The organism is Streptomyces sp. NPDC015661 (assembly GCF_043077765.1).
Taxonomy (GTDB): domain Bacteria; phylum Actinomycetota; class Actinomycetes; order Streptomycetales; family Streptomycetaceae; genus Streptomyces.
The window spans coordinates 388,326-410,387 of sequence record NZ_JBIBST010000001.1; the positions used below are offsets into that span (position 1 = coordinate 388,326).

The following is a 22,062-nucleotide window of genomic DNA, read 5'->3' on the forward strand; positions in this document are numbered from 1 at the left end:
GCTCCCGGCCTGCAACCGTCAAACTCCCCCTTACGTCCTCAAATACAGGGACTCTAGGGGGAGTTGACGATCATGAAACAAATCGCGAGGCACATAGGCAGAAGAACGGGCATCGCCGCCGGGATCACCTCGCTGGTGGTGCCGATGACGATCGCGCTCGGCACGGCCCCGGCGCAGGCGGCGTCCTGCAACGTGACGACGGGGCCGTACCAGAAGCAGGTGGAGAAGTTCCTCGGTCGGACGGTCGACGGGCGCCAGTCGCTCGGCGACTGTCAGGCCATCCAGGCCTTCCAGGCCAAGCACGGCATCACCCCGACCATGGGATACGCCGGGCCGATCACCTGGCGGACCATGAACACGATGATCCAGCAGAAGGCGGCGGGCACCAACCCCAATCGGGCGGGCACCTGTCCGACCAACCGCGGCCGGATCGCCTGCGTCGACCTGACCCGCCAGCTCAGCTGGATCCAGGACGGCTCGCGCCTCAAGTACGGGCCGGTGCCGGTCCGCACGGGCAAGGACGGCACCGAGACCCGTACCGGCTCCAAGAAGATCTACTGGCGGAACATCAACCACTGGTCGACGCTCTACCACGTCTCCATGCCGTACTCGCAGTTCTTCGACGGCGGCCAGGCCTTCCACTCGACCACCAAGTCCATGTGGAACCCGCCGGGCTCCGGCGGCTGCGTCAACATGCGGCCGGCGGACGCGAAGGCGTACTGGAACCTGCTCAGGAACGGCGACGACGTCTTCGTCTACGGGCGCAAGCCGGGAACCTGACCCCGGCTGTCAGTCCGCTGCGGTAGCTTCCCTCTCACCGGCACCGAACGGGTGCCGGTGAGGGGTGAGTGGGGTGTGGACCCGATGAGCGACGCCGCGACCGCGACGACCGACGAACTCGACAAGTACCGCAGGGAGCTGACCGGTTACTGCTACCGGATGCTCGGTTCCTCCTTCGAGGCGGAGGACGCGGTGCAGGACACGATGGTCCGCGCCTGGAAGGCCATCGACTCCTTCGAGGGCCGCTCCTCACTGCGGTCCTGGCTGTACCGGATCGCCACCAACGTCTGCCTGGACGCGCTGAACGCGGGCAACAAGCGGGCGCGTCCGATGGACCTGACCTCCCCGACGCCGGTGGCGCAGGCGCAGCTCGTGAAGCAGCCGGAGATCACCTGGCTGGAGCCGATCCCCGACGGACGGGTGCTGCCCACGGCGGGCGACCCGGCGGAGACGGCGCTGTCCCGGGAGTCCGTACGGCTCGCGTTCATGGCCGCGCTCCAGCACCTGCCGCCCAAGCAGCGGGCCGTGCTCATCCTGCGCGAGGTCCTCGCCTGGAAGGCGAGCGAGGTCGCCGAGCTCCTCGACACCTCCGTCGCCTCGGTCAACAGCGCCCTCCAGCGGGCCCGCGCGACCCTCGCCGAGCAGGCGCCCGCCGCCTCCGACCCGGCGAACCCGCTGGACGCGGAGCAGCAGGCGCTCCTGGAGCGCTATGTCGCCGCGTTCGAGGGCTACGACATGAAGGCGCTGACGGCGCTCCTCCACGAGGACGCGACGATGTCCATGCCGCCGTACGACCTGTGGCTCCAGGGCCACGACGACATCGTGGGCTGGATGCTGGGCGTCGGCGACGTGTGCCGGGGCTCGAAGCTGGTCGCCACCGTGGCGAACGGCTCCCCGGCCTTCGCCCACTACCACCCGGACCCGGCGGGCGGCTTCAGCCCGTGGGCGCTGATCGTCCTGGAGCTGCGGGACGGCAAGGTCGGCGGGATGGACTTCTTCCTGGACACCGAGCGCTGGTTCCCGCTCTTCGACCTCCCGGCGCGGCTAGACGCCTAGGGTCCCGGCGAGGCCGGTCAGGAGGAGCAGGGCCCGCAGCTCGGGCCCCGCTCCCTCGAAGCGGATCCGATGGCCCCGGCGCCCGGCGGCGAGCTTCAGCCGGGCGAGGGCGTCGACGGCGGCGAGGTCGGCGCCCGCGAGCGCGCCGACCTCGCAGACGACGTCACCGGGCGGGGCGGCGGCGAGCCGCGCGCAGAGCCGGGCGACGTCCTCCCGGGTGGGGCGGGCGGGCAGGGTCACGACGAGGGGCTGACTGGTGTCCACGTTCCGTACGACCGTCCGGGTGCACGGAACTCATCGCTACGCTCACGATCATGACTCTTGAGCCTGTCGAACTGGTGATCTTCGACTGTGACGGCGTTCTGGTGGACAGCGAGCGGATCTACTGCCGGGTGGACCGGGAGGTGTTCGCCTCGCTGGGCGCCGAGTTCACCGAGGCGGAGATGGCCGAGTACTTCGTCGGCTCCTCGCACGAGATGCTCACCGCGATCGTCGAGGAGCGGCGGGGCCGGCCCCTCGAACCCGGCTGGCAGGCGCCCTTCAAGCAGCGGTACGAGGACGCGCTGGACGCGGAGCTGACCGCCGTGGAGGGCGTCACGGACGTCCTGGACGGCCTGTCCGTCCCGTACTGCCTCGCCTCCAACGGCAGCCACGCCAGTATCCGGAAGAACCTGGGCCGGACCGGACTGCTCGACCGCTTCGAGGGCCGTGTGTTCAGCGCCCGCGACGTCGCCCGCGCCAAGCCCGCCCCGGACCTCTTCCTGCACGCGGCGGCCACGATGGGCGTCCCACCGGAGCGCTGCGCGGTGGTCGAGGACAGCCCGTACGGCGTCCAGGCCGCCCGCGCGGCCGGCATGCGCGCCTTCGGCTACTGCGGCGGCCTGACGCGCGCGGACCGCCTGATGGGCCCGCGGACGGTGGTCTTCGACGACATGAGGGAGCTGGTGGGGCTGCTCGGCTGACGGGGACCTCGGCGGTGCCCGTCATGCCGAACGGGACCGGTGGGGTCCACCGGTCCCGTTCCGTTCACCCGAAGGCGTCGTGGGCGGCCGCCTCAGGCGATGCGGTCCAGGACGATCGGGTTCGGCGTGAACGCCGTGCCCGGCTCCGCGATGTCCCACGCCCCCGACAGGGACTTCAGGGCGTAGTCGAACTTCTCCGGGGTGTCCGTGTGGAGGGTCAGGAGGGGCTGGCCCGCCGTCACCGTGTCGCCCGGCTTCGCGTGCAGCTCGACGCCCGCGCCCGCCTGCACCGGGTCCTCCTTGCGGGCGCGGCCCGCGCCCAGGCGCCAGGCGGCGATGCCGATGTCGTACGCGTCCAGGCGGGTCAGGACACCGGTCGACGGGGCCGTGACGACGTGCTGCTCGCGGGCGACCGGGAGGGTCGCGTCCGGGTCGCCGCCCTGGGCCGCGATCATCCGGCGCCAGTGGTCCATCGCCGAGCCGTCCTTGAGGGCCTCGGCGGGGTCCGCGTCCTTGATGCCGGCCGCTTCCAGCATCTCCTTCGCCAGCGCGATGGTCAGCTCGACGACGTCGGCCGGGCCGCCGCCCGCGAGGACCTCGACCGACTCGCGGACCTCCAGGGCGTTGCCCGCGGTCAGGCCGAGCGGGGTGGACATGTCGGTGAGCAGCGCCACCGTCTTCACGCCGCTGTCGGTGCCGAGGCCGACCATCGTCCGCGCCAGCTCGCGCGCGTCCTCGATGTTCTTCATGAAGGCGCCGGTGCCGACCTTGACGTCCAGGACGAGCGAGCCGGTGCCTTCGGCGATCTTCTTCGACATGATCGACGAGGCGATCAGCGGGATCGCCTCGACCGTGCCGGTGACGTCGCGGAGCGCGTACAGCTTCTTGTCGGCCGGCGCCAGGCCGTCGCCCGCCGCGCAGATGACCGCGCCCGTGGTGTCGAGGACGTGCAGCATCTCCTCGTTGGAGAGCAGCGCGCGCCAGCCGGGGATGGACTCCAGCTTGTCGAGGGTGCCACCCGTGTGGCCGAGGCCGCGGCCGGAGAGCTGCGGCACGGCCGCGCCGCAGGCGGCGACGAGCGGGGCGAGCGGCAGGGTGATCTTGTCGCCGACGCCGCCGGTGGAGTGCTTGTCGGCGGTCGGCCGGGAGAGGGAGTCGAAGTTCATGCGCTCGCCGGACGCGATCATCGCGGCGGTCCAGCGGGCGATCTCCGCGCGGTTCATGCCGTTCAGCAGGATGGCCATGGCCAGGGCGGACATCTGCTCGTCGGCGACCACACCGCGGGTGTACGCGTCGATGACCCAGTCGATCTGCTCGGGGCTCAGCTCGCCCTTGTCCCGCTTGGTGCGGATGACGGAGATGACGTCCATGGTGGTGCCTCTTTCTACGCGCATAGAGGGGGAAAGGGGAGCGACCCTTCCCATCGTGCCGGAAGGGCCGCTCCGAGGTCTTACTTGACGAGGTGGTCGGGGCCGAAAGCCTGCGGGAGCATCTCGGCCATGGTCAGGAACCCGGCCGGGGTCTCCAGGACGAGCTCGGGTCCCCCGAACTCGTACAGCAGCTGCCGGCAGCGTCCGCACGGGACCAGGGACTCGCCCCGGCCGTCCACGCACACGAAGTGCGTGAGGCGGCCGCCACCGGTCGCCTGGAGCTGCGAGACGAGCCCGCACTCGGCGCACAGGCTCAGGCCGAACGAGGCGTTCTCCACGTTGCAGCCGGAGATCACCCGACCGTCGTCCACGAGGGCCGCCGCGCCGACCGGGAAGCCCGAGTACGGGGCGTACGCGTGGGACATCGCCTCGCGGGCGGTCTCCCGGAGCAGGTCCCAGTCGGGCTCGGTGGCGGCGGGCGTCACTTGCCCTGGCCCTTCCGGTACGGCAGACCGTCCGCCTTCGGCATCCGCAGGCGCTGGGCCGAGAGGGCCAGCACGAGCAGGGTGGTGATGTACGGGGCGGCGTCGACGAACTGGCTCGGGACCTCGTCGGTGACGAAGTACCAGATGAAGAAGCCGGCGGAGAAGATCCCGGAGACGACCGCGGACATGTACTTCTTCTTGTACAGCTGCCACGCGGCGGCGATCACCAGGAGCAGCGCGACGAGCAGCAGCAGCGCGTGGACGTTCTCGGCGCCGCCGCGGATCTTGAGGCTGTCGGTGAAGCCGAAGAGGCTCGCGCCGAGCGCCATGCCGCCGGGCATCCAGTTGCCGAAGATCATCGCAGCGAGACCGATGTAACCACGGCCGCCGGTCTGGCCCTCCTGGTAGATGCCGGTGGAGACGATCGCGAGGAACGCTCCGCCGAGGCCGGCGAGGCCGCCGGAGACGACGACGGCGATGTACTTGTACTTGTAGACGTTGACGCCGAGCGACTCGGCCGCGACCGGGTTCTCACCGCAGGAGCGCAGGCGCAGGCCGAAGGACGTCCGCCAGAGGATCCACCAGGTGGCCGGGATCAGCAGGGCGGCCACGATCGTCAGCAGCGACAGGTGGGTGACCAGGCCTCCGAGGATGCCGGCGAGGTCCGAGATCAGGAACCAGTGCTTCTGCTGGAGGTCGATCAGCCAGTCGGAGAGCCCCGGGATGGTGATGTCGGTGATCGGGTCGATGCGCGGGGACTGCTTGGAGGAGCCGCCCTCGGCCTCGGCGAAGGTGAAGTTCGACAGGTACTGGGTGAAGCCGACCGCGAGGATGTTGATCGCCACACCGGAGACGATGTGGTTCACGTTGAACGTGACGGTGATGATCGCGTGCAGCAGGCCGCCGACCGCGCCGCCGAGGATGCCGACGACGACACCCGTCCACGGGCCCCACTGGTAGCCGGCCCAGGCACCGAACCAGGTGCCGAGGATCATCATGCCTTCGAGGCCGATGTTCACGACGCCCGAGCGCTCGGCCCACAGACCGCCGAGACCGGCCATGGCGATCGGCACGGCGAGCTGGAGCGCGCCGGAGATCTGGCCGACGGAGGTGAGGTCGTCCGCCCCGGAGACGACGCGGACGAGCGAGAAGAGGACGAGGCCGGCCGCGACGATCAGCAGGATCCAGGGCCAGGTCAGCTTGCGGCGTCCGGCCTTCTTCGGCGCGGCGCTCGGCTTGGCGACGGTGCCGGTGCTCATGCCGAGACCTCCTTGTCGGTCTTGATGGCGCCGCCGGCGGCGAGCTCCTCGCCGACCTTCTGCTGCTGGCGGCGGGTGCCGTAACGGCGGACGAGCTCGTAGGAGACGACCACGGCGATCACGATGATGCCCTGCATGATCTGCGTGATCTCCTTCGGGTACCCCGCGATGTCCAGGCTGGAGGACGCCTTTTCGAGGAACGCGAAGAGGAGGGCGGCGAAGAGGATGCCGACCGGGTGGTTGCGGCCCAGCAGAGCGACGGTGATGGCGGTGAAGCCGACGCCGACCGGGAAGGCCAGGCTGTACGTGTGCGACTCGCCGAGCAGGATCGGCATGCCGGCCAGACCGGCGAGGCCGCCCGAGATCAGCATCGCGGTGATGATCATCTTCTTGGCGTCGACGCCGCTGGCCTGGGCCGCGGACTCGCTCTCGCCGGTGGCGCGCAGGTCGAAGCCGAAGCGGGTGCGGTTGATGACGAACCAGTAGACGACGCCGAGCGCGAGCGCGACGAAGGTGAAGCCGTAGATCTCGCCGCCCTCGCCCATGTCGATGCCGGGGAACCAGCCGGACTCGGGGATCTGACCGGTGGTGAGGTCGTTGGAGCCCGCGGGCTGGACGCCGAAGTTCTTCGGCAGGATCAGCCAGGCCACCAGGGAGGTGGTGATGGCGTTGAGCATGATCGTGGAGACGACCTCGGAGACACCGCGGGTGGTCTTCAGGACACCCGCGATACCGGCCCAGACGGCACCGGTCGCGATGGCGACGACCACGATCAGCAGGATGTGCAGCGGACCGGGCAGGTCGACGGCCGCGCCGACCAGCGCCGAGACCATCGCGGCGAGGCGGTACTGGCCCTCGACGCCGATGTTGAAGAGGTTCATCCGGAAGCCGATGGCCACGCCCAGCGCCGCCAGGTAGAGGATTCCGGTGTAGTTGATGATCAGGACCTGGACGTCGGAGTACCCGGCGTTGTCGATCATCAGCCGGATCGGCTCGATCGGGTCCAGGCCCGTCGCGAGCAGCACCAGGACGGTGAGCACGAAGGAGGTGACCAGGGCGAGCACCGGGCCGGCGGCCCCGATGATCAGCTTGTCCTTGTCGAATTTCATCATCGGGCGTCACCGTCTTCGGACTGCTCGGTGCCTTCGAGCCGGCCGGTGGCCGCGCCGGTCATGGCGGAACCCAGCTGCTCGGGCGTGATGGTGGCGGGGTCGGCGTCGGCGACCAGCTTGCCTCGGTACATGACCCGGAGGGTGTCGGAGAGGCCGATCAGCTCGTCGAGGTCGGCGGAGATCAGCAGCACCGCGAGGCCCGCGCGGCGGGCGTCCCGGATCGCGTCCCAGATCTGCGCCTGCGCGCCGACGTCCACACCGCGGGTGGGGTGGGCGGCGATCAGGAACTTGGGGTTGTGGCTCATCTCGCGGCCGACGATCAGCTTCTGCTGGTTGCCGCCGGAGAGGGAGGACGCGGTGACCTCGATGCCGGGCGTGCGGACGTCGTACTCGCGCACGATCCGCTCGGTGTCCTTGCGGGCGGCCTTCGGGTCGAGGATGCCGCGCTTGGAGTTGGGGGCCTCGGTGACGTGGCCGAGGATGCGGTTCTCCCAGAGGGGGGCCTCAAGGAGCAGGCCGTGGCGGTGGCGGTCCTCGGGGATGTAGCCGATGCCGCCCTCGCGGCGCTTGCGCACGGAGACCTTGGAGATGTCCTCGCCGTCGAGCGTGATGACACCCGCGTCGGGGGTGGCCATGCCCATCAGGGCCTCGATGAGCTCGGTCTGGCCGTTGCCCTCGACACCGGCGATCCCGAGGATCTCGCCCTTGTGGATGGTGAGCGAGATGGCGTCGAGGAGCTTGCGGCCGACCGCGACCTCCTCGTGCACGGTGACGGCGGCCGACGGGTCGGCCGGGGCCGCGGTGGTCAGCGGGGCGCCTGCGGCGCCGCTCTCCAGCAGCGTCAGGTTCTCGACCTTGAGCATCGGGACGTCGGTGACCGTCGACTCGCGGGTCTCCGGCGAGGGCAGCTCGCTGCCGACCATCAGCTCGGCGAGCTGCTTGGTGGTGGCGGTCTTCGGGTCGGCGGTGCCGACCGTGGTGCCCCGGCGGATGACGGTGATGTCGTCGGCGACCTTCAGGACCTCGCCCAGCTTGTGCGAGATGAAGATGACGGTCAGACCCTCGGACTTGAGCTCGCGCAGGTTGTCGAAGAGCGCGTCGACCTCCTGCGGGACGAGGACGGCGGTCGGCTCGTCGAGGATGAGGATCTTGGCGCCGCGGTAGAGGACCTTGAGGATCTCCACGCGCTGCCGGTCGGCGACGCCGAGGTCCTCGACGAGGGCGTCGGGGCGGACCCCGAGGCCGTACGCGTCGGAGATCTCCTTGATCTTCTTCCGGGCCTTGGCACCGATGCCGTAGAGCTTCTCGCCGCCGAGGACGACGTTCTCCAGGACGGTGAGGTTGTCGGCGAGCATGAAGTGCTGGTGCACCATGCCGATGCCGCGCGCGATGGCGTCACCGGGGCTGGAGAAGGTGACCTGCTCGCCGTCGACGGCGATGGTGCCCTCGTCCGGCTTCTGCATGCCGTAGAGGATCTTCATGAGGGTCGACTTGCCGGCACCGTTCTCGCCGATGAGGGCGTGCACGGTGCCCTTGCGGACCGTGATGGCGATGTCCTTGTTGGCGACGACGCCGGGGAATCGCTTGGTGATGCCGTGCAGTTCTACGGCAGGGGGGCTGGACGCGTTGATGACGCACTCTCCTTGGCCGGAAGGAGTGGGAGCGGGAGGGCAGGGCGGGGCGAAGTTATCGTGCCAGGGGGACATCTACGCGCGTAGCGCTGCCGAAAAACCAAAACCTGTACGGGAATGGGGCCGGGGCCCGGGTCCGGTGGGGGTGCCACCGGACGCCGGGCCCGGGCTCAGGTCGTGACCTGGGTGTCCTTACGGAGCGGTCTTGACCGTGATCTTGCCGTCGACGATGTTCTTCTTCGCCGCGTCCACGGCGGCGATGAGGTCGGTCATCTTCGCGTAGGCCGGGTTGGAGTCGGCCAGGCCGACGCCGTTGGTGGCGAGGCCGTAGCGGATCTCACCGGACTCCGGCTTGCCGTCCTTGACCGACTTGATCACGTTGTAGACCGAGCCGGAGACGTCCTTGGTGACCGAGGTCAGGATGTGGTCCTTGTACTTGGCCAGACCCGCCTGGTTGTACTGGTCGGAGTCGACGCCGATGGCCCACTTGCCCGCGGTCGCGGCGGCCTCGATCGAGCCGGAACCGGCCAGACCGGCGGCGGCGTAGATCACGTCGGCGCCCTTGTCGAGCTGGCCCTGCGCGGCGGCCTTGCCGAGGTCGGGCTTCGAGAAGCCGTCGAAGTTCGGCGGCTGGGTCAGGTACTGGGTGAGCACCTTGGCCTTGGGGTTGGTGTCCTTGACGCCCTGGGTGAAGCCCGCCTCGAACTTCTTGATCAGCGGAACCTCGACACCGCCGATGAAGCCGACCGTGCCGGTCTTGGACGCCTTGGCGGCGGCGACGCCGGCCAGGTAGGAGCCCTGCTCCTCGTTGAAGACGAGGTTGGCGATGTTCGGGGCGGTCACCGAGGTGTCGTCGATGAGGCCGAACGTGGTCTTCGGGAAGGACTTGGCGACCTTCGCGATGGCCGGGGCGTAGGAGAAGCCGACGCCGATGACCGGGTTGTTGCCGGCACGGGCCAGCGAGGTGAGGCGCGCGACCTTGTCGGCGTCGCTCTCGCCCTGCGAGGGCTCGGCCTCGGCACCCTTGACGCCGAGCTCGGACTCGGCCTTCTTCAGGCCGGCGTAGGCGGCGTCGTTGAACGACTGGTCGCCACGGCCGCCGATGTCGTACGCGATGGCGGCCTTGACGGCCGCGCCCGAGGCCGAGGCCGAGCTGGAGCTCGAGCCGGTGGACGACTTGCCACACGCGGTGACGGACAGGGCGAGCGCCGCGGAGGCGATGCCCACGGTCGTGATCCTGGTGATCCGGCGCAAGAGGAGGGTCCCTTCAAGACTGACCGAAAGCGCCTCTTCCGGCGCTGGTTTCGCGGCGATCGTAACGCGCGTAGATGTCAGTTAAAGACCCGTTCATGAGTCGTTATCGGATCGTCGCGAACCGGCCAGCCGAGGCGACCGGGGGCGTTCGGCCCGGTACCGCCGGTTATACAGCCCGGTACGGGCGTTGGCGAGACCCCGGAACAGAGACACGCCGGGCGGTGGGCCGGACGGCCGAGTGTGCCGTCCGGCCGGATTTCAACGCTTGCGGCGTGGCGTTGATCACCGCCGGGACGTGGCGATGATCACGGGTCGCCCCGCCCGGGCGTGGCGACCGTCAGGGCTTCGGCGCCGCGTCGAGCAGGGCGGCGGCCGTGAAGAGTTCCACCCCGGCCTCGATGCACCGCTCGTCCACGTCGAAGTCGCCGGCGTGCAGGTCCCGGACCCGGGTGTCGCCGGGGGTGCGGACGCCGAGGCGGGCCATGGCGCCGGGGACGTACTCCAGGTACCAGGAGAAGTCCTCGCCGCCGAGGCTCTGCTCGGTGTCCTCGATCGCCTGCGGTCCGCGGCGGGCCGTCATGGCGTCGCGGAGCAGTTCGGTGACGGCCTGGTCGTTGACGACCGGGGGGACGCCACGGACGTAGGTGACGGTCGACTTGGCCCGGTGCAGGGTCGCGATCTCGTCGATCGCCGCGTGGACCAGGTCGGGGGCGTCGCGCCAGGCGGGCAGGTCGAGGCAGCGGACGGTGCCGGAGAGCTCGGCGTGCTGCGGGATGACGTTCGGCGCGTGGCCGGCCTCGATGCGGCCCCAGGTGACCGAGAGGCCCGAGCGGGCGTCGACGCGGCGGGCGAGGACGGCGGGGACGTCGGTGGCGACCCGGGCGGCGGCGGTGACGAGGTCGGTGGTGAGGTGCGGGCGGGCGGTGTGGCCGCCTGGGCCGTCGAGGGTGATCTCCAGGCGGTCGCAGGCGGAGGTGATGGGGCCGACCCGGAGCCCGATCTTCCCGGCGTCGACCCGGGGGTCGCAGTGGACGGCGATGATCCGGCCGACGCCGTCCAGGACCCCGGCCTCGACGGCGTCGGCGGCGCCGCCGGGCAGGACCTCCTCGGCGGGCTGGAAGATCAGCCGCACGGCGTTCGGCAGCAGGCCGCGGCGGTCGAGCTCGGCGAGGACGAGGCCGGCGCCGAGGACGGTGGTGGTGTGGACGTCGTGTCCGCAGGCGTGGGCGCGGTTGGCCACGGTGGAGCGGTAGGCGACGGTCTTGACGTCGGGGATGGGCAGCGCGTCGAGGTCGGCGCGGATCGCCAGCATGCCCCGGCGCCGTTCCGGGGTGCCGATGTCACAGATGAGCCCGGTGCCCGCCGGCAGGACCTTCGGCGCGAGGCCGGCCGCCTCCAGGCGGGCCTTGAGCGCGGCGGTCGTACGGAACTCCTGGTTCCCGAGCTCGGGGTGCATGTGCAAGTCCCTGCGGAAGGCGACGAGTTCGGCGCGCAGGGAGTCGGACAGCGTTCCGGGCAGGGTGACGGAGCCTGGCTCACGGGACTTCAACTGGTTCACCCTTTGAAGGGTAGGCCCGTGGAGAGGTCAACTGCCCGTTGATCACGAGAATTTCAGCCCCTTAGGGGAAAGAATCTCGGTTTCCCAGGCATGAAGGTCACTCCCAGTGGGTACGCTCAGCCGAATTCGAGCCGATCGGTCGGATGGGTCGCCCGCGTGGTGAGCCGGTCGACCTCGTGGGCCGCGGTGCCCGTGATCCCGGACAGGAAGCCCTGGGCGCGCGGTGAGGCGGTCGCCCGCAGCCACTCGGGCGCTATGTCGATGACGGCGACCTTCACCCCCGTGCCGGCGAGGGCCAGGGGCAGGGTGTGCACGACCGTGGACGGGAAGCTGACGACCGTGCGCCCGATGGGGCCGCGCCGGGCGATCAGCTCCAGGGGAAGGTCGGGCCGGACGACCTGGAGGCCCGTCTCGACCGCGATCCGGTGCAGCTTCTCGGCGCTCTCCCGGCGGTGCGCGAAGTAGCGGGTGGCGCCGTGGGCGCGCGCGAGCTCGCTCACCACGCGCGCGTAGTGGTCGGCGTCGACGACGCCCGTCTCGACGAGCGAGGTGCCGACCAGGTCCGCGCCGCCGGTGAGCAGCGGCGGGCCGAAGGTGTCCCGGGTCCAGGCGTACGTGTTCTCGGTGACCGTGACGCCGGGCGGGGCCTCCACGGGCAGCGAGGTGAAGATCTCGACGGTGCGGCCCCGGGTGGGGGCGAGCTTCCGCCGGGCGATCGTGGTCACCGGGGCGAGGACCAGCTCGCGCGGGCCGAGGTTGCCCTTGCGGTGCCAGCGCACCAGGCGCTCGCCGCGGCCGAGCTGGGCGGCGTACTCCATGGTCGCGGTGCCGTCGTCGACGACCGTGAGGTGCCGGGGGGCGAAGAGCGTCAGGAGGAGCTGGACGTACCGGGAGAAGGGATCCCCGATGATCACCCGCTCCGCCGAGCGCAGCGGCCGGGCGAGCTCGCGCAGGGTGCGGACGAGCGCGCCGCTGCCGCCGCGGGCCTCCTGCCAGTGGACGGTGAGGCCCTGGTCGCGGGCCAGCTGGGCCATGCGGCGCAGCTGGCCCCGCGACATGGGGTCGGTCGGTGAGAGGACGACGACGGTGAGGGGCGGGGTGGCGTCCGCCTCCGTAGCGGGCACACCCGTGTTCCGCGTGTGTGCCCATTCCAGGACGTTGAGGAGCTGGACCGGGCTCTCGACGAACGCCAGCTGCCCGGTCATGCGGCGACGGCGCCCTGGACCCGGCGGAGCTTCTTCATCGGGCCGAGCTCCGACTCGTACACCTTCTTCACGCCGTCGCCGAGCGCGGTCTCGATGGTGCGGATGTCGCGGACGAGGCGCTGGAGGCCCTGCGGCTCGACGGAGGCGGCCTGGTCGGAGCCCCACATGGCGCGGTCGAGGGTGATGTGGCGCTCGACGAAGGTGGCGCCGAGGGCGACGGCGGCGAGGGTGGTCTGGAGGCCGGTCTCGTGGCCGGAGTAGCCGATCGGGACGTTCGGGTACTCCTCCTGGAGCGTCTGGATGACGCGCAGGTTGAGCTCCTCGGCCTTGGCCGGGTACGTGGAGGTGGCGTGGCAGAGCAGGATGTTGTCGCTGCCCAGGACCTCGACCGCGTGGCGGATCTGCTTCGGCGTCGACATGCCGGTGGAGAGGATCACCGTACGGCCGGTGGCGCGCAGCTCGCGGAGCAGCTCGTCGTCGGTGAGGGAGGCGGAGGCGACCTTGTGGGCGGGGACGTCGAACTTCTCCAGGAAGGCGACGGCCTCGGTGTCCCACGGGGAGGCGAACCAGTCGATGCCGCGCTCCTTGCAGTGCTCGTCGATGGCGCGGTACTCGTCCTCGCCGAACTCCACGCGGTGGCGGTAGTCGATGTACGTCATCCGGCCCCAGGGGGTGTCGCGCTCGATGTCCCACTGGTCGCGCGGGGTGCAGATCTCCGGGGTGCGCTTCTGGAACTTGACGGCGTCACAGCCGGCCTCGGCGGCCACGTCGATCAGCTTGAAGGCGTTGTCGAGGTCGCCGTTGTGGTTGATGCCGATCTCGCCGCAGACGTAGACGGACCGACCCGGGCCGGCGGTCTTGGTGCCGAGGGTGCGCAGACGGGTGCTCATGGTGCGGTTCCTTACGGGTTGGGGGTGTTCAGCTCGGGTCCGAGGAGCCAGGCGGCGATCTCACGGATCGCTCCGGAGCCGCCCGGGGTGACGGTGACCGCGCGGGCGGCGGCCCGTACGGAGTCGTGGGCGCTGCTCACCGCGACGGGCCAGCCGACGAGGTGGAAGCAGGGCAGGTCGTTGACGTCGTTGCCGGCGTAGAGGACGCGCTGCGGGTCGATGCCCTCGGCCTCGCACCACTCCTTGAGGGCGCGGTCCTTGCGGTCGATGCCGTGCAGGACGGGGATCTTGAGCTTGCGGGCGCGGGCGGCGACGACGGCGTTCTGTTCGGTGGAGAGGATGAGGACGGGCAGTCCGGCGCGGCGCAGGGCCGCGATGCCGAGCCCGTCGCCGCGGTGCGCGGAGACGAACTCGCGTCCTTCGGCGTCGAGATGGACCCGGTCGTCGGTCTGGGTGCCGTCGAAGTCGAGGACGACGGCGTCGACGTCGGCGAAGCCGGGCGTGACGGGCTCGTCGAGGAGCGGCGCGAGGGCCTTGGCGCGGGCGAGGTCGTGCGGGTCGTCGATCTCCAGGACCCGGGCGGGGTCGGTGACGACGAGCGCGGTGCGGCCGAAGAAGCGGTGCCCGTGGGTACGGAAGCCGGCCGCGTCCATCGCGTAGACGGCGCCGGTCTCCAGGTACTCGGGCACCCGGTCCTGGCGGCGCGGGCGGTACGCCTTGTCGTGGTTGACGCCCTCGGCGCCCGCCTCGGTCTCGCGCCAGAGGAAGCCGTGGGACGGGGCGGCCGTGAAGGCGGTGTCGGCGGCGCCCGAGGTGATCCGCTCGGCGGTCTCGGCGACCTCGGCGGAGGTGAGGAACGGGCTGGTGCACTGGACGAGGAGGACCACGTCCGCCGGGCGGCCGTGGGTGGCCTCGAAGGCGTCCATCGCGTGCAGCACCGCGGCCTCGCTGGTGGCCGTGTCGCCCGCGATCTCGGCGGGCCGCCGGACGGCCTCGGCACCGGCGCCGCGGGCCGCGGCCGCGATGGCGGCGTCGTCGGTGGAGACCACGACGTGGGTGACGGCGCGGGCGCCGAGGCAGGCGTGGACGGCGCGGGAGACGAGCGGGACACCGGCCACGGGGGCGAGGTTCTTCGCGGGCACGCCCTTCGAGCCTCCCCGGGCGGGGATCACGGCGAGCACGATCGGGCTGCCGGGCTTCGGGGCCGGGTTCACGTCCGGCGTGGTGGTGGCGCTCATCAGAGTTCTCCCAGGCGGCGGATGACAGGGGCCACGCGCTGCACGCCGTGGCGGTACGCGCCCCGCGCGGCCTCCCGGACGACCCGGCGCAATCCGCTCTCGCGGGGCTCGGGCGCGGTGACGTCCAGGCGGTGGCGGGCGAGGATCCCGGGCAGGTAGCCGGGCGCCGTCTCCGCGGTGTAGTAGGGGCTGATCGGGGGCAGCGCGGGAAGCGCGAGGAGCTCGGCGACCCGGTCGCGGGCCGCGTCGAAGGCGGCCTCGTACGGGCTGTCGGAGGCGACGCCCTGCCGGGCCAGCCAGGTCTCGTCGGGTGCCGGCACGTCCCCCTTGTCGAGCCGGTCGAAGGAGGTCAGCAGGCCGGAGCCGACGAAGTGGTGGTTGCCGAGTGCCTCGCGGACCCCGAGGTCGGTGAGGATCGCGGTGGGGATCCGGCGGTGCAGCGCTTCGAGGGCGGCCGTCGAGGAGACGGTGACGAGGAGGTCCGTGCGGTCGAGGACCTCGCCCATGTGCCCGTACACGAGACGGAAGTTGGCCGGCGGGTCGAGCTCGCGCACCAGCTTCTGGAAGGGGAACTCCTCCAGGTGCGTGGTGTGTTCGCCCGGCTTGGAGCGGAGCTTGAGGAGGACCTCGCGGCCCGGGTGGAGGCGGGCGTGCCCGATCAACCGCCTCAGGACGTAGGCCCGTTCGGCGCGGGTGGCGGGCACGGAGGGCTGGGCCGCGAAGACCAGGGTGTCGCGGCCGGCCTCGGGGGTGTGCGGGGCGCCGCCGAGGAAGGGCAGCGCGGCCTCCACGACCGAGTCGGCGCCGGCGCCCACGCCCTCGTACACGGCGCGGAAACGCTCCGCGTCGTGGCGGGAGTTGGCGAGGACCACATCGGCGCCGTGGCGCAGCAGGAGGCCGTCGGTCAGCTTCTCGTAGACGACGCCGACATAGCCGGTGACGACCACCGGGCGCCGCTCCAGGGCGAGGTCGGCCAGACCCTGGAGGACGGCGCGGACGGTGCCGCCGACCAGGGAGAGCACGAGGACGTCGTATCCCTCGCCGCGCGTCTCCGCGTCCCGTACGGCGCGCAGGAACTCCGCGCCCGTCACCTCGCGCGGGGCGGTCGTGGACACCCCGGTCTCGGCGAGCTGGCGCGCGGTGGGCGTGGCCCGTCCGCGCAGGACGAAGCCGGTGGGTTCGGCGGTCGCCGTGGTGATGCGGCGCGCGGTGAGGGCGCCCCATTTCCACCGGGTGTCGGAGTCGGCGAGTACGGCGACCCGTACCGCTTCTCTGGTACTTGCTGGCACGCCGAGGACGCTAGAAGGGCATTCCGCTTTCCGGCCCAACTGAGCCACAACAAACGGTGAACAGAGCCTCTCCGCCCGTTGAAGCGGGTCGTATTCCGGACGCGGGGAGGCCGATTTTCCCTGTGGGTAAAGGCGGTTAATCGGCCCGCCGCTTGGTGTTCACCGAAAGACCCCCCGGCGGTCGGCGGTAATGCCGGGGCGGCGCCTAGCGTCGGCCGCGTGGTCAAGCTCTCCGTCGTCGTGCCGTTCTTCAACGTGCAGACATACGCCCCCGACACCCTCACGAGCCTGCGGGCCAACGCCCGCGAGGACTTCGAGTTCCTGCTTGTCGACGACTGCTCGTCGGACGGGACACCGGAGCTCCTCGAACGGGCCGCGCGCGAGATCCCGGGTGCCGTCCTGATCAGGCACGAGCACAACGAGGGCCTCGCCACCGCCCGGAACACCGGCCTGGACGCCGCCCGCGGCGAGTACATCGCCTTCCTCGACGGGGACGACTGGCTCGCGCCCGGCTACTACGGGCGGCTCGTCGCCGCCGCCGAGGAGCTGCGGTGCGACTTCCTGCGCACCGACCACGTCACGGTCACCGGCCGCAACCGCGCGGTGCGCCGGGTGCCGGTCCCCCGGCGCGGCGAGGTGCTGGCCCCGCGCGACGCGATCCTGCCGTCGCACCGGACGACCTCGGTCGACTACCCGTACGCCTGGGCCGGGATCTACCACCGGCGGCTCCTGGAGCGGGGTCTGCTGCACTTCCCGCACGGCCTCCGCACGGCCGAGGACCGGCCGTGGATCTGGAAACTCCACCGCGAGGCGGAATCGTTCGCCGCGATCGGAGAACTCGGTGTGTTCTACCGGCGCGGGGTGGCGACCTCGCTCACTCAGATCGGCGACGTCCGGCAATTGGATTTCATCCGCGCATTCGACCAGGTGATCGAGGAAACGGCGCAGGACACGGACGCGGATCTCCTTCTTCCCAAGGCCGTCCGCACGTATTGCGCGGTGATTTCCCATCACATCGGTTCCATCGAGAGGTTCGAGCCCGAGGTGGCACGGCTGCTGAAGTCGATGAGCGCGGGCGCGCTGCAGCGGATGCCGCAGGACGTCCTCGACGAGGCCCTGGACGCGATGGGCGGCGACCGCGCGACGATGCTGCGCCGGCTGCGCAGGCGCCGCCCCGCACCGCCGCCGACGGCACCGGTCCGCACGGCGGACACCGGCTCCTCGGAGGTGGCCGCGTGAGCGCCCGCCGCACCACCCAGATCTTCTGCGCCTCCACCCTCTACGGCGCGGTGACGCTCGCCGCCGCCCTCGACAGCGGCTGCTTCGGGCCCGCCGACCGGCGGATCCTCCTCGTCACCAACAACGCGGCCGTGCCGGAGACGACCCCGGCCCTGGACGAGGCCGAGGGCTTCGGGGCGCTGCGCGGCCGCTTCGACTCCGTCCTGTCGTGGAACGAGACGATCTCCCCCCTCCACCCGTCCGGCTGGACCCCGCGCCCGAGCGACCTCCCGATGCTCCAGCGCCATCTGCGCAAGCTCTGGGGCCTCGGCGACGACCGCGTCGAACTCGCCCTGGAATCGCTCCAGGTGACGCCCGCGCTGGCCATCGCCCAGCTGCTGCCCGACGCGCCGGTCACGGTGTACGCGGACGGGCTGATGAGCTACGGGCCGACCCGCAACAAGATCGACCCGCTGATCGGCGGGCGCGTGGGCCGGCTGCTCCACCTGGACCTCGTCCCGGGCCTCTCGCCGCTGCTGCTCGCCGAGTTCGGGGCGGTGCCGGAGCGGGTGGCGACGGAGGCGTTCACCAAGGTCGTGGAGGAGCTGGCGGGACCCGCCGCCGGGGCCGGCGGGGCCGGCGGAGCCGACGCCGGGGAGGGCCCCGCCCTGCTCCTCGGCCAGTACCTGGCCGCGCTTGACCTGCTGACCGTCGCCGAGGAGGAGGAGCTGCACCTGCGGATGGTCCGGGGCGCGATCGCCCGCGGCCACCGGCGGCTCGTCTTCAAGCCGCACCCGATGGCCCCGGACGCCTGGTCGCGGACGCTCGCGCGGGCCGCGGAGGAACTCGGCGCCACCCTGACCGTCGAGGACCGGCCGGTCCTCGCCGAGGTGCTCTACCGCGAGCTGCGCCCGGCGCTCGTCGTCGGCTGCTTCTCCACGGCGCTGTTCACGGCGTCGACCTTCTACGGGGTGCCGGTCGCCCGGGTCGGGACGCGCGCCCTCCTGGAGCGGCTCACCCCGTTCCAGAACAGCAACCGGATCCCGCTCACGGTCGTCGACGCGGTCGTCCCGGCCCTGGAGGCCGCGGAGGAGGGCGGCGGCGAGGTCGGTACGGAGGAGCTGAACGACCTGGTCGCGGCGGTCGGCTTCGCGATGCAGCCGAAGCTGCGTCCGGAGCTGCGGGAGCAGGCGGTACGGCACCTCTCGGGGCCGCTCGCCGAGCGCACCCGGCACCACTTCACCCGCCGCCGCCTCACCGTCCTCAACCTGCCGGGCGGCCTGCCGATCCCGCGCCACCCCAAGGTCCGCCGGCTCGCGCGCCGCGCGCTGCGGCTGCGCAAGGCGCTGCGGAAGTAGGAGACCCCCTCGACCCCACCGGAACGGCGGGCCCGGGAACCCGTGCGGGGGTCCCGGGCCCGCAGCGGTGCGATCAGGCGCGGACGACCGGCTCCTGGAGCTCGGTCACCCACTGGGCCCGGTCCTCCGGGCACTCCAGGTACAGCTCACGGGCGTAGCCGGCGGAGGCGTAGCCGTTGGTGTCGATCCAGGTGGCGAGCGTCTGCGCGGTCGGCAGGATCTCGTCCATCGAACCCCGGTGAACCACGGTCGCCGCCTCCTCGATGCCGGGCAGGACCTGCACCTCGACACCCTCCACGGCCGTGCCCTCGGGGACGGCCATGGCGGCGTGCACGACGACCGCGCCGTCGCCGCTGCCCGCGTCCGTGTAGTACGCGATGCCCGGGCCGAATCCGGTGACGCCCGCGCTCTCCAGCCGGCCGCACAGCTCCTCGTACAGCGGTCCGATGACCGGGGTGATGTCCTGCGGCCCGAAGCTCGCGGCGACCGCGCTCAGCTCGGCGACCCTGACGGCGGGAACCTTCTTGACGACGACGTCCTGCGTGGACATGCGTCCCTCGCTCTCGATGGCACGGAGCCTCGCACCGACCTGGGCGAGCCGGGCCCGCGACGCCTCCAGGGCCGCTTCCAGCTCGGCCTGGCGCAGCCGCAGCATCCCCCTCAGCTCCTCCGCGCCGAGCTCCTCCCGGAGGATCGCCCCCACCTGTTCGAGGGTGAAGCCGAGGTCCTTGAGCGCGATGACGCGGTTGAGCAGGGCGAGCTGGTCCGCCGAGTAGAAGCGGTAGCCGCTGTGCGGGTCGACGTGGGCCGGGCGCAGCAGTCCGATGGCGTCGTAGTGACGCAGCATCCGGACCGACACCCGCCCGTGCCGGGCGAAGTCTCCGATGGCGAACATGACGCCCCCTACGGAACGGCCTCACACGGTGTGAGGGTCAAGCGGCGCTGCTGAGCGAGAGCTTCGCGGCGAAGCCGAGGAAGAGGGCGCCGGCGGCGGAGGTGGCCCCGGCGGAGAGGCGCTTGCGCCGGCGGAAGGCGGCGGCGAGCCGCGTCCCGCCGAATATGAGGGTCGTCAGGTAGAGGAAGCTGCCGAGCTGGAGCAGGGTGCCGAGGACCAGGAAGGAGAGCGCCGGGTAGGCGTAGGAGGGGTCCACGAACTGCACGAAGAAGGAGATCAGGAAGAGGATCGCCTTCGGGTTGAAGAGGCTGATGATCAGGGCGCGGCGGTACGGGTGCTCGGACGGGCCGGCGTCCGGCTCGGTGTCCGGCGCCGAGGCGACCTCGTGCCGGGAGCGCCACATCGCCAGGGCGGCCCGCAGCATGCCGATCGCCATCCACGTCAGATAGCCCGCGCCCGCGTACTTCACGATCATGAAGAGGAACGGGGTGGTCTGGAGCAGCGAGGCGGCACCGAGCGCGGCGAGCGTCATGAGGACGGCGTCGCCGGTGAACACCCCGGCGGCGGCCTTGTATCCGGTGCGGGTGCCCTTGCGGGCGGCGACGGACAGCACGTACAGCGAGTTCGGCCCCGGGAGGAGGATGATGAGGACGAGCCCGGCGAGATAGGTCGGAAGATCGGTGACACCCAGCATGAAGCGGAGTGTCGCACACCGGTACGACACTCCGCTTTGAGTTTTAACAGGTGGAATGGGTCAGAACGCGTCGGTGGGGACGTAGGTGCCCCAGACCGCGCGCAGCGCGTCGCAGACCTCGCCGACGGTGGCACGGGCCTTGAGGGCGTCCTTCATCGGGTAGAGGACGTTCTCCGTGCCCTCGGCGGCCTTCCTCAGCTCGGCGAGCGCCGCGTCCACGGCCTGCTGGTCGCGCCCGGCCCGCAGCCCGGCGAGGCGCTGGGCCTGCTGGGCCTCGATGGCGGGGTCGACGCGGAGCGGCTCGTAGGGCTCCTCGACGTCGATGGTGTAGCGGTTGACGCCGACGACGACCCGCTCGCCGCTGTCGGTCTCCTGCGCGATCCGGTAGGCCGAGCGCTCGATCTCGTTCTTCTGGAAGCCGCGCTCGATCGCGGCGACGGCGCCGCCCATCTCCTCGACCCGGCCCATCAGCTCCAGCGCGGCGGCCTCGACGTCGTCGGTCATCTTCTCGACGACGTAGGAACCGGCGAAGGGGTCGACGGTGGCGGTGACGTCCGTCTCGTAGGCCAGGACCTGCTGGGTGCGCAGGGCGAGGCGGGCGGACTTGTCCGTCGGCAGGGCGATGGCCTCGTCGAAGGAGTTGGTGTGCAGCGACTGGGTGCCGCCGAGGACGGCCGCGAGGCCCTGCACGGCGACGCGCACCAGGTTGACCTCGGGCTGCTGGGCGGTGAGCTGCACGCCGGCGGTCTGGGTGTGGAAGCGGAGCATCAGCGACTTGGGGTTCTTCGCGCCGAACTCCTCCTTCATCACCCGCGCCCAGATCCGGCGGGCCGCGCGGAACTTGGCGACCTCCTCCAGGATCGTGGTGCGGGCCACGAAGAAGAACGAGAGCCGGGGCGCGAAGTCGTCGACGTCCATGCCCGCGGCGACGGCGGTGCGGACGTACTCGATGCCGTCGGCGAGGGTGAACGCGATCTCCTGCGCGGGCGAGGCGCCGGCCTCGGCCATGTGGTAGCCGGAGATCGAGATGGTGTTCCACTTCGGGATCTCGGCCCTGCAGTACTTGAAGATGTCGGCGATCAGCCGCAGCGAGGGCTTGGGCGGGAAGATGTACGTGCCGCGGGCGATGTACTCCTTGAGCACGTCGTTCTGGATGGTGCCGGTCAGCTTGTCCGCCGGGACGCCCTGCTCCTCGCCGACGAGCTGGTAGAGCAGGAGGAGGAGCGCGCCGGGGGCGTTGATCGTCATCGACGTGGAGACCTTGTCCAGCGGGATCCCGTCGAACAGGACGCGCATGTCGTCGATCGAGTCGATGGCGACGCCGACCTTGCCGACCTCGCCGTGCGCGATCGGGGCGTCGGAGTCGTGGCCCATCTGGGTCGGCAGGTCGAAGGCGACCGAGAGGCCCATGGTGCCGTTGGCGATGAGCTGCTTGTAGCGGGCGTTGGACTCCACCGCGGTGCCGAAGCCGGCGTACTGCCGCATGGTCCAGGGCCGCCCGGTGTACATCGAGGGGTACACACCGCGCGTGAAGGGGTACGAGCCCGGCTCGCCCAGCTTCCCGGCGGGATCCCATCCGTCCAGGGCGTCCGGTCCGTACACCGGCTCGATGGGCAGCCCCGACTCCGACTCGCGCGCCATGCGTTGTGCCTCCCGATAGACCTGACTACTCAGCGGTACCGACCCTCGCGACGGACTGTAGTGGGGCGATGGAGGGCGGCGCGCTGGGACCTTCCTCACAGGATGCGCACTCTGTTCCCCAGGTGCGCAACCGCAGGCGCCCGGGAAGCATCCCTACGTACACACGA

Annotated in this window: 20 protein-coding genes; 5 read left to right on the forward strand and 15 right to left on the reverse strand. The window is 71.2% G+C overall.

Annotated features, from left to right (window positions below; translation table 11 throughout):
* Positions 1–72: 72 nt before the first annotated feature.
* On the forward strand, positions 73–780 hold the full coding sequence (locus ACF07V_RS01850) for a L,D-transpeptidase family protein (RefSeq protein ID WP_392150925.1): 708 nt from the start codon (positions 73–75) through the stop codon (positions 778–780).
* A gap of 84 nt (positions 781–864) precedes the next feature.
* A complete protein-coding gene (locus ACF07V_RS01855; RefSeq protein ID WP_392150926.1) occupies positions 865–1,836 on the forward strand; it encodes a sigma-70 family RNA polymerase sigma factor in 972 nt (323 codons plus the stop codon).
* Here ACF07V_RS01855 and ACF07V_RS01860 read toward each other — a convergent pair.
* On the reverse strand, positions 1,825–2,100 hold the full coding sequence (locus tag ACF07V_RS01860) for an STAS domain-containing protein (protein WP_392150927.1): 276 nt from the start codon (positions 2,098–2,100) through the stop codon (positions 1,825–1,827). The two genes, ACF07V_RS01855 and ACF07V_RS01860, sit on opposite strands and share 12 nt — an antisense overlap.
* Positions 2,101–2,150: 50 nt before the next feature.
* On the opposite strand from ACF07V_RS01860, the gene ACF07V_RS01865 reads away from it, so the two are divergent.
* Positions 2,151–2,798, forward strand: a complete 648-nt coding sequence (locus tag ACF07V_RS01865; protein ID WP_392150928.1) for an HAD family hydrolase — start codon at positions 2,151–2,153, stop codon at positions 2,796–2,798.
* 92 nt (positions 2,799–2,890) lie between these two features.
* Here the strand turns inward: ACF07V_RS01865 and ACF07V_RS01870 are convergent, their stop codons facing one another.
* The 11 genes from ACF07V_RS01870 to ACF07V_RS01920 all read right to left on the reverse strand — a co-directional run bounded on the left by ACF07V_RS01870 (position 2,891) and on the right by ACF07V_RS01920 (position 16,089).
* On the reverse strand, positions 2,891–4,168 hold the full coding sequence (locus ACF07V_RS01870; RefSeq protein ID WP_392150929.1) for a thymidine phosphorylase: 1,278 nt from the start codon (positions 4,166–4,168) through the stop codon (positions 2,891–2,893).
* Positions 4,169–4,248: 80 nt separating this feature from the next.
* On the reverse strand, positions 4,249–4,653 hold the full coding sequence (locus ACF07V_RS01875) for a cytidine deaminase (RefSeq protein ID WP_392150930.1): 405 nt from the start codon (positions 4,651–4,653) through the stop codon (positions 4,249–4,251).
* Complete coding sequence (locus tag ACF07V_RS01880; protein WP_392150931.1) at positions 4,650–5,912, reverse strand: ABC transporter permease; 1,263 nt, start codon at positions 5,910–5,912, stop codon at positions 4,650–4,652. Before ACF07V_RS01880 ends, ACF07V_RS01875 begins: the two co-directional genes overlap by 4 nt.
* A complete protein-coding gene (locus ACF07V_RS01885) occupies positions 5,909–7,024 on the reverse strand; it encodes an ABC transporter permease (RefSeq protein ID WP_392150932.1) in 1,116 nt (371 codons plus the stop codon). Before ACF07V_RS01885 ends, ACF07V_RS01880 begins: the two co-directional genes overlap by 4 nt.
* Entirely contained in the window at positions 7,021–8,730 is a 1,710-nt protein-coding gene (locus ACF07V_RS01890) for an ABC transporter ATP-binding protein (RefSeq protein ID WP_392150933.1), read from the reverse strand. Before ACF07V_RS01890 ends, ACF07V_RS01885 begins: the two co-directional genes overlap by 4 nt.
* Positions 8,731–8,847: 117 nt before the next feature.
* Entirely contained in the window at positions 8,848–9,909 is a 1,062-nt protein-coding gene (locus ACF07V_RS01895) for a BMP family protein (protein WP_392150934.1), read from the reverse strand.
* Between the two features lie 337 nt (positions 9,910–10,246).
* Positions 10,247–11,467 (reverse strand): amidohydrolase, encoded by a 1,221-nt coding sequence (locus ACF07V_RS01900; RefSeq protein ID WP_392150935.1) that lies wholly within the window; start codon positions 11,465–11,467, stop codon positions 10,247–10,249.
* A 116-nt stretch (positions 11,468–11,583) separates the two neighbouring features.
* A complete protein-coding gene (locus tag ACF07V_RS01905; RefSeq protein WP_392150936.1) occupies positions 11,584–12,672 on the reverse strand; it encodes a hypothetical protein in 1,089 nt (362 codons plus the stop codon).
* Complete coding sequence (locus ACF07V_RS01910) at positions 12,669–13,562, reverse strand: N-acetylneuraminate synthase family protein (RefSeq protein ID WP_392150937.1); 894 nt, start codon at positions 13,560–13,562, stop codon at positions 12,669–12,671. Before ACF07V_RS01910 ends, ACF07V_RS01905 begins: the two co-directional genes overlap by 4 nt.
* Positions 13,563–13,573: 11 nt before the next feature.
* Positions 13,574–14,800 carry a cytidylyltransferase domain-containing protein gene (locus tag ACF07V_RS01915; protein WP_392150938.1) on the reverse strand — a complete coding sequence of 409 codons (1,227 nt, stop codon included), beginning with the start codon at positions 14,798–14,800 and terminating at the stop codon, positions 13,574–13,576.
* Entirely contained in the window at positions 14,800–16,089 is a 1,290-nt protein-coding gene (locus ACF07V_RS01920; protein ID WP_392150939.1) for a DUF6716 putative glycosyltransferase, read from the reverse strand. Before ACF07V_RS01920 ends, ACF07V_RS01915 begins: the two co-directional genes overlap by 1 nt.
* 219 nt (positions 16,090–16,308) lie before the next feature.
* Between ACF07V_RS01920 and ACF07V_RS01925 the strand changes: the two genes are divergently transcribed.
* Positions 16,309–17,328 (forward strand): glycosyltransferase family 2 protein, encoded by a 1,020-nt coding sequence (locus tag ACF07V_RS01925; RefSeq protein ID WP_392150940.1) that lies wholly within the window; start codon positions 16,309–16,311, stop codon positions 17,326–17,328.
* Entirely contained in the window at positions 17,325–18,665 is a 1,341-nt protein-coding gene (locus ACF07V_RS01930) for an alpha-2,8-polysialyltransferase family protein (RefSeq protein WP_392150941.1), read from the forward strand. The genes ACF07V_RS01925 and ACF07V_RS01930 overlap by 4 nt, the downstream gene beginning before the upstream one ends.
* A 73-nt stretch (positions 18,666–18,738) precedes the next feature.
* Here ACF07V_RS01930 and ACF07V_RS01935 read toward each other — a convergent pair whose 3' ends face one another.
* From ACF07V_RS01935 to ACF07V_RS01945, 3 genes are read right to left on the reverse strand one after another with little or no spacing between them, the layout of a single operon-like run.
* Positions 18,739–19,560, reverse strand: a complete 822-nt coding sequence (locus ACF07V_RS01935; RefSeq protein ID WP_392150942.1) for a MerR family transcriptional regulator — start codon at positions 19,558–19,560, stop codon at positions 18,739–18,741.
* A 37-nt stretch (positions 19,561–19,597) separates the two neighbouring features.
* Positions 19,598–20,254 (reverse strand): leucine efflux protein LeuE, encoded by a 657-nt coding sequence (leuE, locus tag ACF07V_RS01940; protein WP_392150943.1) that lies wholly within the window; start codon positions 20,252–20,254, stop codon positions 19,598–19,600.
* Positions 20,255–20,314: 60 nt separating this feature from the next.
* Positions 20,315–21,895 (reverse strand): methylmalonyl-CoA mutase, encoded by a 1,581-nt coding sequence (locus ACF07V_RS01945; RefSeq protein ID WP_392150944.1) that lies wholly within the window; start codon positions 21,893–21,895, stop codon positions 20,315–20,317.
* Between the last annotated feature and the right edge of the window lie 167 nt (positions 21,896–22,062).